Here is a 15979-nt window from a genome sequence, read left to right as displayed (position 1 = left end):
GGTACCCATAGGGCCTGTACGGCCTGTGGGGATCTCCGCTCTCTCCGAGCCTTCATGCTCGTGTTGGAGCGATCTAAGCCGAATGCCCTGGCCCTGCGGTTCGCGACGCTCCCCACCACAGCTTTGCCTTCATCAACATTACGGCACTCGGCGGTCTCGGCTTGCCCAATAATATCGGACCCATGGTTGCCGGCCTCCTCGGGCACAAAAACCGTTGGGTCAATGGCCGACGCACTAAGGTTTCGGGCGGTCAGACCATCTGACGCTGGTGCCTTCGACCTTACTGGCGTCGCGAATGGCACCCATGGTGAGGTCGCAACGATCGGCTGTCCGCTTCAAGCCGATCACGTTCCTGCGGTGAGGTGAACGGGAAGACGGCGTCGAATGCGCGCTTTGCGAGCGGCATCCGATTTCAAAGGAATGGCGCGAAAGGGGTCAGATACCTTCCGTCTGCATCAAGCGCTCGACCCGGCGAAAGGACAGCGTTCCGAACCTACGGATCGCAGCGTCCACACGACCCTCATGTGCCCCTCCCAACCAGGGTCGAGGACTCATCATCTCAAGAACCATAGCTGCTCCCGCGTCTCGCTGCGAACGTCCGGTTCCAAAGCGAAGCAGCAAGCTCGAGAACGGCGATGAAAGGTCGTTTTCGGACCGGCAGCTTTCTACTCGATCAACCCGAAAGCCGCCGGTCCGCTATCGGCCCGATTCACCCGGGTCGACAGATGGCGAAGAAGGATGAAAAGCCGATAGTCCGTTTCCAGTCGAAACAAGCGGGAAGGCTCCGCCCGGATGAAGGAGTCTGGATCGTCAGCGGACCTACGCTACAGCCAGTTCGAAGCCCGGGACGTCGCCGAACAAGAACCGCGTCGCTCTTTGCCGATAACGAGAGGATCCGCTCGTATCGCCTGGTTGGCGTTCTCGACCAATTTCACGTCACTTGAAACCTGTCGATTGGGCCTGGGTCTCAACGAGCCAGAGGCTCATTCGGTCCAGCGTCCCGCTGCGGCCGTGCGATCCAAGTGAAGAACGTTTCCGGGTCGGTCTGCTCTGCTGCGACGGCTGCAAGGTAGCGTGGCTTCCAGACGTCTCTGACGAAGGTCTCCAGTTTAGTGGGCAAGGGAGGACGGTCGTCGTGGAACCGCACGCGTCCGTCGTTCAACGCGTCCAGCGTCTGCGTGTCGTCGAGCCACTGCTCCGGGGTGCCGAACCGTTTGAGGTACTCTGCTTCGACCTCGCGCTGCCCTCTGTCTACGAAGTGGTATTCGATCGGTCGCCCGACTTCCCGTCCGATGACGGCGGTCAACTCGGACATCGTGAAGTCCTCACCGAGTTCGCGAACCGTGCGATGTCCGCCGTCGGGGTGCGTCAGTTCGTGGAACGCCAGATGGGCGATGTCCCCCGTGGCCACCCACGGCGTCTTCACGTTCGCCTCCAGCGACCAGGCGATGCGGCCGTATCGGGCCACCGCATCGGTCCAGGCGAACAGGTTCTCCATGAACCAACCCGCCCGCAGGTGCACGAGATCCGTTCCCTCCAGGCGGTTGAGGATCTGATCGAGTTGATAGAACGGCTGGAAGTGGCCTGTACTTCCCCTGACCTCCGACCCCATGGACGTCAGGCTGACAGCGCGCTTGACCGGGGAGTGGCGCAGCGCATCGAAAAACCGGAGGCCGACCTCCGCGTAGTGGCCATGAATGTTGCTCCAGTCCGTCTTGACCATGAGGAACGCAGCGTCGGCATCTCGAAAGAAATGTTCGAGCTTTCCTGTGCCGGCGTCGAAGCTCCCGATGAACGGCTCGGCGCCGATCTCGACCAAGGCGTCGAGGGCCGGACCGCCTCTCGACAGGGCCCGGACCTGATGGCCGGCCTCGAGCAGGGTTCGCGTGAGCTTCGCACCGATCCGTCCGGTGGCACCGACAACAGCAATTCGCATGACTCTCTCCATCAATCGAGATGGACCTTATCGAGTTGCAGAACGGACGGAATTGGCGATAATGCCATATGATCGTTAAGTTAGGCCAACTTGGTGGATACACCACGTCCTGTCATGCTGCCGTCGTGCCGGACGGATCGGGCCGACCGGCAACTGCCTTCCATCTCGACTTCGCCGACTACGAAGCGGAAATGCCACACCATCATCATCGGCAGGGCCAGCTCATCCTGTCCCTGCATGGCGCCGTCACCTGCACTGCTGCCGACGGCCTGTGGATCGTGCCGCCGACATGCGGGGTTTGGATTCCAGGCGGTGTACCGCACAGCAACCACCCCACCCCCAATGCCCGGCTCGCGTACCTCTTCGTAGAACCCGGCGCGGCGGCCATGCCACCGAACTGCTGTACGCTTTCGATCTCGCCGATGGTCCGCGAGATGATCCTGCGCTTGGCGGACGCGCCCGCGGCGACCGAGGCGGACGACCATTTCTCCCGCCTCGCACGCGTGCTTCTCGACGAGTTGGCGCAGATGCCGGGAAGCGGTCTGAGGCTCCCCACCTCCGCGCATCCCAAAATCGCCCTGGTGACCGCGATGATGGCCGCCGCCCCGGCGGATCGGCGCTCGTTAGGCGAATGGGCCCACCATGTCGCCATGAGCGAGAGATCCTTCAAGCGGCTCATGGTTCAGGAGACGGGGCTTAGCTTCGGGCGATGGCGGCGCCAGCTCCACCTCCTCGTCGCGCTGCGGGAACTCGCGAGCGGCGCCAGCGTGCAGCATGTGTCCGGCCTTCTAGGATACGAGTCGCCCACCGCCTTCATCGTCATGTTCAAGAAGGCGATGGGCATGACGCCCGCCCGTTACCTCTCGACTCGATCCGACGAACGCGTGGTTCGATAGCGTCTGCGAACAGATGTGGTTTCTTTCCGGTCCACTTCAGGATCAGATCGTCGGTAAAGCGGACAAGTCGGACTCTGTCAGACGTTCCGCTGCACGCCCGAGCGGGCGAGGACACCGGGCTTCAGGCGTTCGTTTGGCCCGTAGTCCTCGGTGGGGTGGAAGAATAGACGCGGTGTTGTCTCGATCTCACCGAGCCGTTTGGCGTAGGCGTCGAGTTGCGCGTTGCGTCCGTCGCCCCCCATCCGGCTCGGCATGTAGGCGACGAACGGCGGCAGGACGTCGAACCCGCTGTAGCGCAAGAGCCCATTGTGAATCGGCCAGAAAACCGAAAGGATGTCACCGTCGATGCCATCGGGGGCGTAGGTGTCGGCGGAAGTGCCTGTGGTTGCCGAGACCAGGGCGAGCTTTCCCTTGAACATGCCAGTGTCGTACTTGCGTCCCGGCAGGTAGGCAAAGCCCCGGGCAAACACGCGATCCGCCCAGCCCTTCATGATGGCCGGCATGCCGAACCACCAGACGGGGAACTGCAGGATCAGGAGATCGGCGGCTGCCAACTTTTCCTGCTCAGCCACGATGTTGGGCGCCAGCGTCTCTGTCTCGATGGCGCGGGTCTGCTCACGCGGGATCGAGAGGAACTCGGGATCGGCGCGTTCTCCAATGAAGTCGTCCGGTCCCGTTACCGGATCGAAACCCATGGCATAGAGGTCGCTGACGGTCACCTCGTGCCCGGCGGCGGACAGGACGTCTGTGGCCTTGTCTTTCAGGGCACCGTTGAACGACCGGGGTTCGGGGTGAGCGTATACGATCAGGACATTCATGGTGCGTAAAAGGGTTTCCGGCTTGGGGTCGGGTTAAGGGATGCGGTCGTGCGGCTGATCGGGGTTGCGCTTCGCCAACCAAGGCATCGTTACCTAACCGAGATCGCCTTGGAGGATCATTAGTTCGCGAGGCGCCGCGCGCAGCGCCACCCGACGGGCTTCCTGATAGTCCGAATCCTCGTAGCAAGCCTTGGCCGCTTCCGGAGAAGGGAACTCGACGACGATCACATGCGGAGCGTCTCGTACCTCGACCAAGAGCGGCGGAACCTTCGTCGGATTGATGCGCGCCTCGTACCGCTCCTCGATCGGACGCCACAGCCTATTGTATTTCGCCTGCGCCTCCTGATCCGATACCTCAGCCTTCAGGATTAGCCAGTAGCCTTTCACGCGGGTGCTCCTTCAATCAATTGCTGGGGGGTGCGTGAGGTCGAGATTCGGACCCGCTAGCGGGACAGCGCCGTGACCGGCGATCGTTCCATCCGTCGTACCAGAAGGTCGCGCACGCTGACGAGGACGATGCCAAGGAGGATCAGGGCAGTGCCTCCCACGAACTCAGTAGTAAGGTCGTCGCCGAGAACGATGATACCGAAGCCGATTCCGAAGACCGGCGTCATGAGCGACAGGACGCCGAGGCGCGACGCGAGGTAGACGCGCATCAGCGAGAACCATGCGAGATAGCTGGCCGCCGAGAGGATCACCGTCTGATATGCGAGGCTGGCAAGGAGCGTCGCAGTGACGGTCGCCTGCGTCTCGCCGAGCGCCAGCGCAGAGACCAGCGCGAACATGCAGGCGCCCATAAGCTGATACCAGAGCGTGACGGCGGCCGGAGCCCGGGACAGACGGGACGTGCGCACAACAACCGTCGTCGCGCCCCAGACGGCGCCAGCGGCGATTCCGAGAAGGTCGCCGATCCAGGTGGTATCTCCCGTCGTCGCGCCGCCGCGTCCGGAGAACGTCAGCACGATCCCCGCGAAGGCAACAGCGATCCCAATCCATTGCACGAGGGCTAGCCGCTCCTCTACGAGACTGAAGTGCAGACCGAGCGCAGCGAAGATCGGCGCGGTATAGAGAAAGATCGACATGTGCGAGGCGGAGGTGAAGAGGAGCCCCTGCGCGAACAGGACAAACTCCAGCCCGAACAGCACGCCGGCCAAAAGCCCAGGCCGCCAAGCCTCGCCTCCGATCGCCCGATGCTCACGCCGGGCGAACACGACGAAGAGCACGAGAAGCGCAGCGACGCCGGACCGCAATCCGACTTGGAACAGGGGCGCCATGTCGGGCGCTGCCAGTTTGATCGCAACCTGTTGGGTTCCCCACAGCGCGCAGAGGACCACCATCGAGGCTGCTGCACTCGCGTCGATCGGCTTGCGGAGGTCCATGGTGCCACTCCCACTGCGTGCTGTGCAACTCTAGCTCGACAGCTTGGGGAATGCGCTCATTCGATACCCCCGACGCGCAAGTTCCGCTCGCAGAAACGAGGATCGACGCAATGCCCGCTCAAGTGCTCGACGAACAGGACCGGGCCATCCTGCGGCTGCTCCAAGAGGATGCCGCCCGGCCGCAACGAGAGATCGCCGAGGCAGTGAACCTCTCCGCTCCTGCGGTGCAGCGGCGGATCGCCCGGCTGGAGCGAGACGGGATCATCCGGCGGACGGTCGCCGTGGTCGATCCGGTGGCGGTCGGCCTTCCCATCACCGTGCTCGTGGAGGTGACGCTTACCAACGACCGCTCGGCTACCGTGTCGACGGTGAAGCGGTTCTTCCGCGACGCACCGGAGGTGCAGCAGTGCTACTGCGTGACGGGGACGGCGGGCTTTATCCTCGTCCTTCTCGTGCCCTCCATGGAGGACTACGAGACGCGTACGGCGCGCCTCTTCGCCGACAACGAGATGGTCCGCTCGTATCGCACAATCGTGGTGCTGGACCGTGTGAAGGTCACATCCAGCTTACCGATCTGATGTCCGCTCCACAGCAACGTGAAGCACATCGAGCGCATCTGGCAGCAAGAAGGGTTGAAGGTGCCAGGCAGGTAGCCCAAGAGTGCTCGCTTTTAGCTGAACGACGGATCCTGCGTTCGGCTTCGACCTAAGTACTCCAACCACGTCTGCTCCTATGACATCGTAGAGGACCGCACCTGATCCGCCGCCACGTCGGCTATGGGGAACTGACTTTCTCCGAGTTCAAGGCCCTGATGCTCGCTAAGGCCGAGCGGACCGTCGAAGCTCTCCGGCAAGCCGTCGGCGCGTTTGTCGCGCCCTTCCCGCCCAGCGAATGCATCGACGACTTCAAAGCCGCAGGCTATGACGCAGACTGATCGGGAAACGCTCTGGTCCTTTTTCGGCAAAAACGCGGTCATGCGCCTGTGCCGACAGGCCTACGAGCACTTCCCCGTTTCAATCCCAGGTCGCCATGAAGGTAGCTACGATCCGTTTCAAGTTGGCTCGATCCATGCCATCGGCTGCCTGCGTCGCCAAGCCGTGCGCTATCGTGGCGACCAGTGACGCCATAGCCTCCGCGGATGTGCCGTTGGGAAGGTCGTGGGTCTCCATAGTTTCCAGTAGGCGTTCCGCCAGCAATCCGCGCAGAACGGCACGATTGGAGATCAACAAATCACGAATCCCAGCGTCCGTATCAGCCGCTGGCAGGCCACTGGTCACTTCGAGACAGCCCTGAGGCGTGCCGGGTCCGCTGAGGAGGTCGACCGTGCCTAGCAGGACCGCTTCCACCACGCTTCGAGGCGTGTATGCGGCCAGCGCCATCTGCCGAAAGGCGAGCGGTCCAGCGCGGTAGCGCTCGGTGACACGACGGAATAGATCCGCTTTGCTGCCGAACGCCTTGTAGAGCGAAGAGTTGGTCATCTCCATCGCCTCGAGCAATTCGGCGGTGGAGGTTCCATCGTATCCGTGGCGCCAGAACAGGCGCATGGCCCGGTCCAGAACTGTGTTTTCGTCGAACTTGCGGGGGCGTGCCATTGATCTCCCGCCATGTCCAAGGTCAGCGTGCCAGTATCGGCCTCGCTTCCCAGAATGCCAGAACGTCGTTCACCAGATCCTCCGGACATTCCTCGGGAACATGATGGCCGATCCCTTTGTATACCACGCCAGTCACGTCCGAGGCGAACTGGCTCATGGTGCGCAGTAAACCATCATTGTCTGCGTCCGCTCCGCCTATAGTAAAGATCGGCATGTCGAGGCGCTGGCGGCACCGCTGCGAGCTTCGAGCCAAACCTTCGGCGCTGAATGCCTCGCGGTAGTAGTTCATCCCGGCCCGCACGGCTCCAGGAGCTGAGAAGACCCGAAGGTACTCTTCGAAGGCGGCCGGTTCGATACTCCAAGTGCGGGTGCACTTGAAAGGTCCGAAGAACCACTGCAGGAACTCACGCTCACGGCCATGCACCAGTGCTTCGGCGAGCCCTTCGATGCGGTTGAATCCAAAATGCCAAGTGCGGACATTGCGCATCCGGTCCGGAAATCCGGCGGGCGGCTCGGGAGACACGCCTGGAATGAATGCATCGGTGACGACAAGTCGACGGACATCCGCCGGATGCTCGACGGCATGTGCATGGGCGATCCATGTGCCCACGTCGTGGGAGACGATGTCGATCCCTTTTCCATGAGACAGTTCAAGGCCGACGATCAGCCGATGGATGTCGAGGGCTGCCGTGCCTATCTCGTATCCAATGTCGGGCTTATTACTGTCGCCGAAGCCCCTGGGATCGACGGCAATGACCCGGCGGCCCGCTTTCGCAAGCAATGGGATCACGAAACGCCATGCGTACCAGTTCTGTGGCCAACCTGGGATGAGGAGTACCGGCTCGCCTTCGCCACATGTGACGTAATGCAGGCGAACGCCGTCGCCAACGGGGACGAGACCGTGGCGCAACTCGGGGATGGCTGCATCTGCAGGTTCTAACCATGGCGAACGGCTGGCCGGGCTTGCTTGTCTGGACTTAGTCGAACGCGTCAGTGTTGCCTTCGGGCTGCTTACATCGATCATAGCCAATCTCCCTAACCGCTCTCCTGCCAAGGAACTTGTTATGGAGTGATTGAGCCATAATGGTCGGATTGTCGAATTCGTATTGATCAGCCGTCCAAACACTTGCTGTTTCATCAGACCGAATGAAGATATGATCGCGTGGATAATCAGGCGGTTGGACGATCCAGTGGCCGCCAGCTGCTACCGATTGACCCCCTCGGCAGCAGACGCACGGGCGCCTCTCGACCGCTTCTCATTCGGCTTCGATATTGCGACGGATCATCTGCCGATACCAAAGGCCACGCCCACCATGAGCCCTTGCATGAACTTGCCTTCAGCATTAATGGAACGATCGGTCGTTTTGTTGAGTGGTCGGGTATGGGCTGCGTCGATCATGACCTACTCTTTGATTTCGGTGGATGTCGCATGGTGCCTTCGCAATCTCGTTCACGACGAACCATTCCCGCGAAGGGGGAATCAACCCGCACGCGCGTGATCGAGACGGCCGTCAAGGATTTAAGTCGCTATGGCCTGTCGGGCGTCACGATCGGTAGGGTCGCTGAAGGATCCGGGCTGTCGAAGAGCGGAATGTTCGCGCATTTTCGTTCGAAGGAAGCGCTAGAGATCGCGGTCATTGACGAAGCCGCGAGGCTGGCGGGAGATGCCGTCATGGCTGCGGCAGCTGGGAGTGAACCCGGCATTCCGAGACTGCGCAGTATGATTGAGCACTGGTTCGGCTGGCCGGCACGGGCTGGGCTGCCAGGTGGATGCCCGATCGCTGCCGCCGTGTTCGAGCTGGACGACACTGCTGGGCCGGTGCGCGATCGCGTCGCCATGCTAGAGCAGCGGTGGCGGGAAGTGTTCGTTGCCGAGACCAGAACTGCAATCGACCTGAGGCAGATGAGCCAGGACTCGGATGCCGAACAGTTCGTATGGGAACTGTTCGGCATCTATCTCGCCCACCACGCTGCCACTCGATTCTCGGCTGATCCGAAGGCTGCGATACGTGCAAGTATAGCAGTGGAGGCCTTGATCGATAGAATGCAGGTGCAACGTCGTTGTGAGGTCCGGTCGTGAGTGGTTCACATCAACTCGATCGGGATGCGCTTCGTCGCCTGCGCCTTTTCGCACTGGTCGAAGGGTCGACTTTGATCTGCCTCGTTTTCGTGGCGGTGCCGTTGAAGCACTTGCTCGACATACCGATCGCGGTGCGGATCGTGGGGCCGGTCCACGGAACGGCGTTCCTCGCCTTCCTGTGGGCGCTGACGGTCGCCGTGTCCGCTGGCGGCTGGAGGCCTACGGACGTTGCTCGCCTGCTGATCGGTGCTCTGGTCCCGTTTGCCAGCTTTGCCAATGAGCGATGGCTCCGTCGCAAGGAATGCGCTCTCGTGGCCCAGTCGGTCCGGTAATGGACTACGTTTGGTTGAAAGCGCTGCACGTCGCGTCTGTACTGATATTCGTCGGGGGTTTGGTGGCTCAGACGGTTGCGATCGCAAGCCTTCGTATAGAGACGGGTTCGACGCTTGAGGCAGTCGAGCGATGGGACAGGCGAGTTACTACTCCGGCATTGTTCGCCACTTGGCTGCTGGGCATCGTCATCGCTGTGCAGGGCGCCTTCTTCACCAGCGGGTGGCTGATGGCCAAGCTCGCGATCGTGCTAGCGCTTAGCAGCTTGCACGGCATCCAGGCGGGGCGTCTGCGCCGCGCAGTTTACGGGCAACCTGGCGCAATTCGCCGCATGACGGATCGCATGCCCCTTTTCGTGCTCATGGCGCTCATTGCCATTGCGATTCTGGCCGTCGCGAAGCCCTTCTGATGGCATGTCATGCCATGCCGTACGGCCGGTCGGCGGCATAGCTCAGCCTATCCACTCGCCCGAGGCCCGCAGGATTGCCACCAGACCATATCTGCACTCCGAATGACACGCTCAAGCGCCTGATCGTTGGTTGGAAGAGCCGGTTTGGAACACTATCTTCTAAAATCCGTCCATCTTATCTCAGCCACTCCAGCTGCTGCCGCTGAGCAGCGGCATTTTGCTTTCGCTGCAGGTGCGCTCCGACGCTCGAACGACCTCCGTACCTCGCGAGCTGAAGCGTGGATCAATTGCCGGTGAGAAGCGTGAAAACGTCTCGACGGCGGTCAGGATGATGTCACAAGCTGGTCGCGAACAAAGCCCGTCGCCGACCTTTGATCAACATGGATCGCCACCGTTCAGTCGTCCCGCAGCTTGGCCTTGTCATAAGCATCAGCGTTTCAATAAAGACCGAACCTGGGTTCCAAGAGGCCGCTCTGCCGCATACGTTCCAAGGCTTCGAAAGCGGGCCACGCTAGTAGAAAGAGACACCCGTCCGAAGCCGTGCGAACAACATGCTGCGTCTTAATTTGAATCCAGCCCGTATCATTCCAGAGCGACAGATGCGGAAGGATCCTCGGCGTACGCTCCGCATACTCCGCGTAGGACTGCCCGTGAGTTTCGCGGAGGAGTGCCTCTTCATCTCGAACAACAGTGGCGAACACAAAGGCGACCCCGCAGACACCAATAGCAGCAAGAACGATGCTGCCGGACTGGGCAGCCATTCCGAACACGGCAATGTACGTGAACAAGTAGAGAGGGTTTCGGCACAGGGAGTAAGGGCCGACCACCACAAGATGCTCGATCTTTCGTCCGCCGATGTAGAGCGTACACCAGGTTCGCCCCATGATCGCGACGAAGATCGCTAACAGGCCGATTGCCTGAATGGCCTCATATGGAAGGCTGGCTTCCTCCCAAGCGGAAGATCCATATAGAAACAGAGGAGTCAGCATAATCACCAGAACCCGCAACTGGACTTTACGGCGGCGCTGGGTGTGGCGGATGTCAGCCAACAGCTGGCTTATGCGTTGGGCATGTTTGTTTGGGAATGTCATGGTGGCTGTTGACCCTTGCAGAAACCCGTCTTGCTAGGCATCACCTTCGGACGGTGGTGAAGGAGCTTTCGCTGAAAGGAGGCCATGGCGTGGCCGATTGTTCAGATTGGCGAGGATAATCCCAAGACGCCTGGAACTGGGCAGGGTGCGAATGCCCGCAGGGTCGGCTCTGGGCACATATTCGCCAGCGCTGCCCGAGCGGCCTGCGATTGATGTTCGTCCAAAGGGCTGCCAAGTGGGGCGTCGTGAGAGTATCAGCGCGTACGTCGCGATTCAGCCTGTGCGACTTCGCGGCTGGGGCGCGCAGTGGCGGGTGCGTTCACCTTGGACTTTCTGTCAGTCCACTGAGGCGGTGCGCCGAAGTTCGAGGCGATCTTGCCAACTAGACCTGGCGACCGACCGAACGTTTCGCAGGCAGCGTATTTGGGCTTTCCGCCGAACCACGATTGCAGACGTTGACGCGACGGGATCGACACCTCGAGCGGTTTTCCCTCTCGGCCTTTGACGAGAAGTTGCGAGAAATCGCTGCCGAACTTCGCGGCCAGACCGTAGGCGTCGCCAACCTCGGAGTAGAGAGGGTCGCTGGTCAGCGAGTTCGCCCTACGAGCCCAGAGCGTCGCAGCACGTTGCACACCCGTACGATCGATCGCCTCGGCCTCGATTGCGATGCCTCCGAGACCGAAAGGAATGCGCGGGACGGGCACCGGCACTCCGGCGATGTCGGTGCCGAGCGACACGACGGTTGAAGCGCCGGCCAGTGTCTTGTTGGTCGGAACGATATCGGTGATGACGGACCGCACGATCAAGTCAGCGGGCTGACCGGGAGGAACCATACGGTAGCGATCGCTGAGGGCAACGCAGAGTGCGCGATCGAGAGCGTTCGCAACCAGCCGGCGATCGGCCTCCGATTGAACGCGAGACGAGGCTTCCGACGTGTAGGACGTCGGAACGACCAATGCCGTCGCCAATGGTTTCAACCCGGCCCCGTCCACATAGGTCCGACGCTTGCCCAGCATTCCCTTGCTTGGACCCAGGCTGTCGTAGGATGTCAGAGTGTCGCCCTGTTTCAAGGGAACCGAAGTGCAGGCCGTGAGCATCAACATGGACGCCAGAATGATCGGCGGCTTTAAACAAAGAGACCTGAAATGTCTCGAGGGCGAATCTTTCCGGCCGCTGAACGGGATGGTGGTCATCTTCAGTTGTCCCCAGGGGTGTTTCCGAGGGCACCCTGTGGCGGCTCCATTGCAAGAGCATTACGGGAAACGTCGAGACTTGGGCGATGAGAGGCGGCCTTGGAGGCCGAACCTTCTCGACTGAGAAGGCTGGAGCGGCTGAAAAGGGCGGCATCGATCCCTCGCCGAGAGGTGAGGTGATCCTTGGCTTCCAACATCTTACAGATACAACAGAACCGATGTGCCCCGGCCGCTTCCGTCCAGGTCGATCCGACCGTTATGGTTCTCGACGATCTGCTTCACGAGGCTCAGACCGAGACCAGCGCCTTGGCTTTTGGGAACGGCTCGGTAGAAGGGTTCGAACACGTGGCTGCGATGCTCGAGGGGAATGCCCGGCCCTTCGTCATGCACCGCGATGCAACCGTTGCTCGATACGGACACGGAAATCATGCCCGAGCCGCCGCCATGGTCGATTGCGTTGCGGACCAAGTTGGCAATGGCTCGAGGAAGCGCCGTCGGGCTGCCTTGGCGCGTTACGCTGGCGGAGTCGTTCTCGAACGAGATCTCGTAACCAGCGGCGATCGCCAGCGGGGCCAGATCGGCAACCACCATTCTGGTCATTTCGACGAGATCGACGTCCTCGTTGATGTCGGGCGCCTGGTCGTTTCGCTCGAAGTCGAGAAGCTGTTCGGCGGTCTCTCCCAGCCGAGCGACATCGCTCAGCAGGCGGCGCCGCTCCTGCGCGTCGGCTAAACCTTCGATGCGGGTCTGCATGATCGCGATCGGCGTCCTGAGTTCATGCGCAGCATCGATCAGGAAGCGCTGACGCTTTTCCGCATTCTCTTCGATCCGGTCCAGCGCCTGGTTGAACGCCGACACCAGGGGTTTGATCTCTGCCGGAATATCGGAGGACGACAATCTTATTCCATGATGTCGCGGATCGATCCTGGAGGCCTGCGAGGCAACCGCATTAACCCCCTCTAACGCCTGCCTCACGATCATCGGCACAGCGATGAAGATCGCTGGAAGCGCGAGTGCCAGAAGCGAGGCATAGATCGGCCAACTTCTCTGCAGGATGGAAAGGAGCAGCCAGCCCTTGTTCGAAAGGCCGCCGAACAGGACACGGATCTCGCCATAATCAGTTGAAACGGTCTTCACCGAAGCAATCTCGTCGGAACCGGACGCTCCACGAATATCAGCGGCATGAAACAGATGGGCGAGCGGCACGAGTTCGCGATAGACTGGCGGGACTGCGCCGTAACGAGCCAATGACCGATCCGTCGTCGCGACAACATACCAGAATTTGCCATTGTTCTGCTTGAGTTCACGCAAGGCTTTGCCATCGCCTACGCGAGGATTACCCTCACCGTCATAGTACATCGCCTCGGAGATTGCGGCCGCTACTCTGTCTTCCACGCCCTCGTTTGGGGAGAGGACCAAGGTCGCATAAAGGCAAAGGCCGACGATCACCGTCATGACGACGGCAAAGATCAAGGTTCCGATATGCCAGCTCAAACGCCACCAAAGCGAGGCGTTCGCATCCCGCCGCGTGCTCATGCGTCGTCCTTCAGGATGTAGCCTATGCCCCGGATCGTATGAATGCTGGCTTGCGCCTCGGCGTCGGCCAGGCGCTTGCGCAGGCGCGAAATATGGGCGTCGAGAGCGTTGGACTGAATTTCCTCCTCGTAGTTGTAGACGGCGCTTTCCAGGGCCGAACGGAGCACGGTCTTTCCCTGGCGCTTGGCCAGGGTCACGAGAACCTTCAGCTCGCGGCGAGGAAGGTCGAGCGGAGATCCGTTCAGAAAGACGGTCAGATTCAATGGGTCGATCGTTAGCCGGCCGATCACGACACTTGGTTCCACCAAGGCCTGCGGGCGCCGAAGCACCGCACGCAGGCGTGCCAAGAGCTCCTCGATCAAGAATGGCTTGCCGAGATAGTCGTCGGCCCCCGTGTTCAGACCTTCGACGCGCTCCAAGGGTTCGTTGCGGGCCGTCAGCACGATGATGGGCGTGTCGGAGCCCGATTGCCGGAATCGGGCGATGAAGGACAGGCCCTCCCCATCCGGAAGCCGGCGATCCAGCAGGATGGCATCGTAGATGTTCTGGAGAGTCAATTCGAGCGCGTCGGCCAGATGCGTCGTGTGGTCGGTGACGATGCCGTGCTTGGAGAGAGCCGCCGACATCGCGCTCGCCAGTTCCCTTTCATCTTCCACGAGTAGCAGTCTCATCGTCGCTCCTCTCCTTGCTTCGTAGTCCCTTCGTCGCCGGCAAGGATTGCGGCAGCATGACTATGCCAGGCTCGGTTCCACCGGTAATGCCACCGCAATATAGGGGCCCTAGCCATCCTCTCGTTCTCGGCATGTCGCTCAGCTTTCGAACGCGACAGCGCGATACGCGGGAGATGTCTTCATGGCTATCGGATGGAAACGACTGGGTCTGCGCGGCGCGCTTCTCCTTATCAGCCTGCATTCGCTGTTCCCTCAAGCCCATCCGGATGGACGTGTCGCCGGGTCGCTGCTGATCGCCGCAAACGCGACCGCAGCGGGAATCTACGAGTTGACCCCACACGAGGTCACGAGCATCGCGCCCGTGCGGGGAACGGAGCAGCTGCGCATGGTAGGTGATATCCAGCCGTTCCAGAGGGCGACCTTGCGCGCCAAGACCGAGGGTCGGATCGTAACCTTGTCCGCTCGCGAGGGAGATACAGTCCGAGCCGGCGATACGCTCGTATGGTTCGAGACGAGCGATCTCGAGACCGAGTTCCGGCAACGCGAAGCGGAATGGGAAGGAGCTCAGGCGGAGAACCGTCGCGCGCTTCAAACGCTTCGTCGGCTGGAGCAGCTCGCAACCAAGAACATCGCCACGCAGGATCAGCTGGAAACCGCACAGAACGACGTCTTCGTGACGGGAGCCCGCGTCGAGAGCGCGGCAGCCCAGAGGGACATGGCTCGAGCCGCGATACGGGACGCGGCCGCACTCGAACACCTGTCGACCTCGCCGATCCCGTTCGGCAACGGCTCGCATCGATTTCCGGCGTTCGCATCGCGATCATTCAGGCCGGTCTCGGGGGAGGAGCTGCTCCGATCCAGCTCAGCATTTTGGGGAGCGATCAGGTTCTGCTTCAGCGGATCGCATCGGATCTGACCCAGGGCATGCGCCAGATCGCTGGTTTGGTCGACGTCGTTTCCAGCATGGATGACGCGAAAACCGTCTTGTCGATCCGCCTACAGAAGGAACGGGCGAGCGATATGGGCGTGAACGAAGCGAGTATCGTTCGAACGATGTCAGCCTTCGTCATGGGCTTCGAGGTCTCGCGTTGGACCGATCCAGACGGGAAAGTCGCGGACGTCGTTTTGCGCCTTCCCGAGGCTAAACGGAGTGGTCTGACCGCCCTGCTTGGTTTGGAAATGACGGTCGCTTCAGCGGACGGCGCGAGCAAGTCACGCCTGGTTCGGTTGGATCAGGTCGCAGACATTGTTTCGCAAATCGCTCCATCCGAAATTCGGCACCTTGGTGTGACCCGAGAGATACTGCTCAGCGTCGATACGTCCGAAGGTGCGCCTGACGACACGATGGAGAAGCTCGACAGCTTGATTGCTAAACAGAACTTGCCACCGGGGTATCGCATCCGCGCCGGTGGCGAAGACGAAGCGCTTGGCAAGGTGGTCGTCAACATTGTGAAGGCGTTGATCATGGCAGTGGTGTTCATTTATGTCGTGCTGACTTCCCAGTTCGGGAGTTTCCTTCAGCCGCTGGCGATTATGTGTGCCCTCCCATTGTCGCTTGTCGGCGTCTTGTTTGGGCTTCTCGTATCCGGCAGCACGATCAACATGTTCTCCATGATCGGCTTTGTCATGTTGATGGGGCTCGTCACTAAGAACGGCATTCTCTTGGTGGACTTCGCCAACCGCGAACGCAGGCGCGGGCTTTCCTTCTCGGACGCTCTGGTGAAAGCCGGCACCGTCCGGTTCCGGCCGATCATCATGACGATACTGGCCATGATCTTCGGAATGGTTCCTCTGGCCATAGCGTCCTCAGGGGGAGGGGCGCAACGCGATCCGATGGCTCATGCCATCATCGGAGGACTGATCAGCTCGACGCTTCTTACGCTTGTGGTCGTCCCGGTCGCTCTGCTCCACTTGGATCGCCTCGCACGGCGTTTCTCGCAAAATGTTGAGACAGGACGAGCCTGAAAACCCTCTCCCTCTCAAGAGCGTCCGTTGCGAATGGAGCACCCATTGAGAAGCTGGCGAGGTCCGAAACGGACCGCCAGCAG

Annotated in this window: 17 protein-coding genes and 2 pseudogenes; 9 read left to right on the top strand and 10 right to left on the bottom strand. The window is 61.1% G+C overall.

Annotated elements, in window-relative coordinates; genetic code table 11:
* Positions 1-967: 967 nt before the first annotated feature.
* Positions 968-1936, bottom strand: coding sequence for an NmrA family NAD(P)-binding protein (locus M673_RS04190; RefSeq protein WP_061973835.1), 969 nt, complete (start codon positions 1934-1936; stop codon positions 968-970).
* 68 nt (positions 1937-2004) lie between these two features.
* Between M673_RS04190 and M673_RS04185 the strand changes: the two genes are divergently transcribed.
* Positions 2005-2832, top strand: coding sequence for an AraC family transcriptional regulator (locus M673_RS04185; RefSeq protein WP_061973833.1), 828 nt, complete (start codon positions 2005-2007; stop codon positions 2830-2832).
* Between the two features lie 77 nt (positions 2833-2909).
* On the opposite strand, the gene M673_RS04180 is transcribed toward M673_RS04185, so the two are convergent.
* From M673_RS04180 to M673_RS04170, 3 genes are all read right to left on the bottom strand, one after another.
* Positions 2910-3650 carry an NAD(P)H-dependent oxidoreductase gene (locus tag M673_RS04180; protein ID WP_061973831.1) on the bottom strand — a complete coding sequence of 247 codons (741 nt, stop codon included), beginning with the start codon at positions 3648-3650 and terminating at the stop codon, positions 2910-2912.
* A 93-nt stretch (positions 3651-3743) separates the two neighbouring features.
* Positions 3744-4037 (bottom strand): DUF1330 domain-containing protein, encoded by a 294-nt coding sequence (locus M673_RS04175; protein WP_061973829.1) that lies wholly within the window; start codon positions 4035-4037, stop codon positions 3744-3746.
* Positions 4038-4093: 56 nt separating this feature from the next.
* Entirely contained in the window at positions 4094-5029 is a 936-nt protein-coding gene (locus M673_RS04170; RefSeq protein ID WP_061973827.1) for a DMT family transporter, read from the bottom strand.
* A 110-nt stretch (positions 5030-5139) separates the two neighbouring features.
* On the opposite strand from M673_RS04170, the gene M673_RS04165 reads away from it, so the two are divergent.
* The 3 genes and pseudogenes from M673_RS04165 to M673_RS25205 all read left to right on the top strand — a co-directional run.
* On the top strand, positions 5140-5607 hold the full coding sequence (locus M673_RS04165) for an Lrp/AsnC family transcriptional regulator (RefSeq protein ID WP_061977655.1): 468 nt from the start codon (positions 5140-5142) through the stop codon (positions 5605-5607).
* Between the two features lie 15 nt (positions 5608-5622).
* Positions 5623-5784 (top strand): annotated as a pseudogene (locus M673_RS24055) (IS3 family transposase); the annotation flags it as partial.
* A gap of 41 nt (positions 5785-5825) precedes the next feature.
* Positions 5826-5963, top strand: a pseudogene (locus M673_RS25205) (IS630 family transposase); the annotation flags it as partial.
* 79 nt (positions 5964-6042) lie between these two features.
* On the opposite strand, the gene M673_RS04155 reads toward M673_RS25205, so the two are convergent.
* Together M673_RS04155 and M673_RS04150 are read right to left on the bottom strand one after the other, a co-directional pair.
* Positions 6043-6621 (bottom strand): TetR/AcrR family transcriptional regulator, encoded by a 579-nt coding sequence (locus tag M673_RS04155; protein WP_061973824.1) that lies wholly within the window; start codon positions 6619-6621, stop codon positions 6043-6045.
* A 22-nt stretch (positions 6622-6643) separates the two neighbouring features.
* Complete coding sequence (locus tag M673_RS04150; protein WP_082639163.1) at positions 6644-7645, bottom strand: alpha/beta fold hydrolase; 1002 nt, start codon at positions 7643-7645, stop codon at positions 6644-6646.
* Between the two features lie 297 nt (positions 7646-7942).
* Here M673_RS04150 and M673_RS04145 point away from each other — a divergent pair, with 297 nt between their 5' ends.
* Genes M673_RS04145 through M673_RS04135 form a run of 3 tightly spaced genes read left to right on the top strand, consistent with a single transcriptional unit; the run spans position 7943 to position 9440 of the window.
* Positions 7943-8701 carry a TetR/AcrR family transcriptional regulator gene (locus M673_RS04145; RefSeq protein WP_148639969.1) on the top strand — a complete coding sequence of 253 codons (759 nt, stop codon included), beginning with the start codon at positions 7943-7945 and terminating at the stop codon, positions 8699-8701.
* Positions 8698-9033 carry a DUF3817 domain-containing protein gene (locus tag M673_RS04140; protein WP_061973819.1) on the top strand — a complete coding sequence of 112 codons (336 nt, stop codon included), beginning with the start codon at positions 8698-8700 and terminating at the stop codon, positions 9031-9033. Before M673_RS04145 ends, M673_RS04140 begins: the two co-directional genes overlap by 4 nt.
* 14 nt (positions 9034-9047) lie before the next feature.
* A complete protein-coding gene (locus M673_RS04135; protein ID WP_187301294.1) occupies positions 9048-9440 on the top strand; it encodes a CopD family protein in 393 nt (130 codons plus the stop codon).
* Positions 9441-9877: 437 nt separating this feature from the next.
* Here M673_RS04135 and M673_RS04130 read toward each other — a convergent pair whose 3' ends face one another.
* The 4 genes from M673_RS04130 to M673_RS04115 form a co-directional block, all read right to left on the bottom strand.
* Positions 9878-10531 (bottom strand): methyltransferase family protein, encoded by a 654-nt coding sequence (locus M673_RS04130; RefSeq protein WP_061973815.1) that lies wholly within the window; start codon positions 10529-10531, stop codon positions 9878-9880.
* Between the two features lie 254 nt (positions 10532-10785).
* Positions 10786-11724, bottom strand: a complete 939-nt coding sequence (locus tag M673_RS04125) for a DUF3313 domain-containing protein (protein ID WP_061973813.1) — start codon at positions 11722-11724, stop codon at positions 10786-10788.
* A gap of 198 nt (positions 11725-11922) precedes the next feature.
* Positions 11923-13260, bottom strand: a complete 1338-nt coding sequence (locus M673_RS04120; RefSeq protein ID WP_061973810.1) for a sensor histidine kinase — start codon at positions 13258-13260, stop codon at positions 11923-11925.
* On the bottom strand, positions 13257-13931 hold the full coding sequence (locus M673_RS04115; RefSeq protein WP_061973808.1) for a response regulator transcription factor: 675 nt from the start codon (positions 13929-13931) through the stop codon (positions 13257-13259). The genes M673_RS04120 and M673_RS04115 overlap by 4 nt, the downstream gene beginning before the upstream one ends.
* A 181-nt stretch (positions 13932-14112) precedes the next feature.
* On the opposite strand from M673_RS04115, the gene M673_RS04110 reads away from it, so the two are divergent.
* Both M673_RS04110 and M673_RS04105 read left to right on the top strand, forming a co-directional pair.
* Entirely contained in the window at positions 14113-14847 is a 735-nt protein-coding gene (locus M673_RS04110) for an efflux RND transporter periplasmic adaptor subunit (RefSeq protein WP_061973807.1), read from the top strand.
* Positions 14802-15896, top strand: a complete 1095-nt coding sequence (locus M673_RS04105) for an efflux RND transporter permease subunit (protein ID WP_244493096.1) — start codon at positions 14802-14804, stop codon at positions 15894-15896. Before M673_RS04110 ends, M673_RS04105 begins: the two co-directional genes overlap by 46 nt.
* The last annotated feature ends 83 nt before the right edge of the window (positions 15897-15979 follow it).

Source organism: Aureimonas sp. AU20 (assembly GCF_001442755.1).
Lineage (GTDB): Bacteria > Pseudomonadota > Alphaproteobacteria > Rhizobiales > Rhizobiaceae > Aureimonas.
Note: the sequence above shows the minus strand (reverse complement) of the source record. Positions and strands in the feature narration are given on the sequence as shown.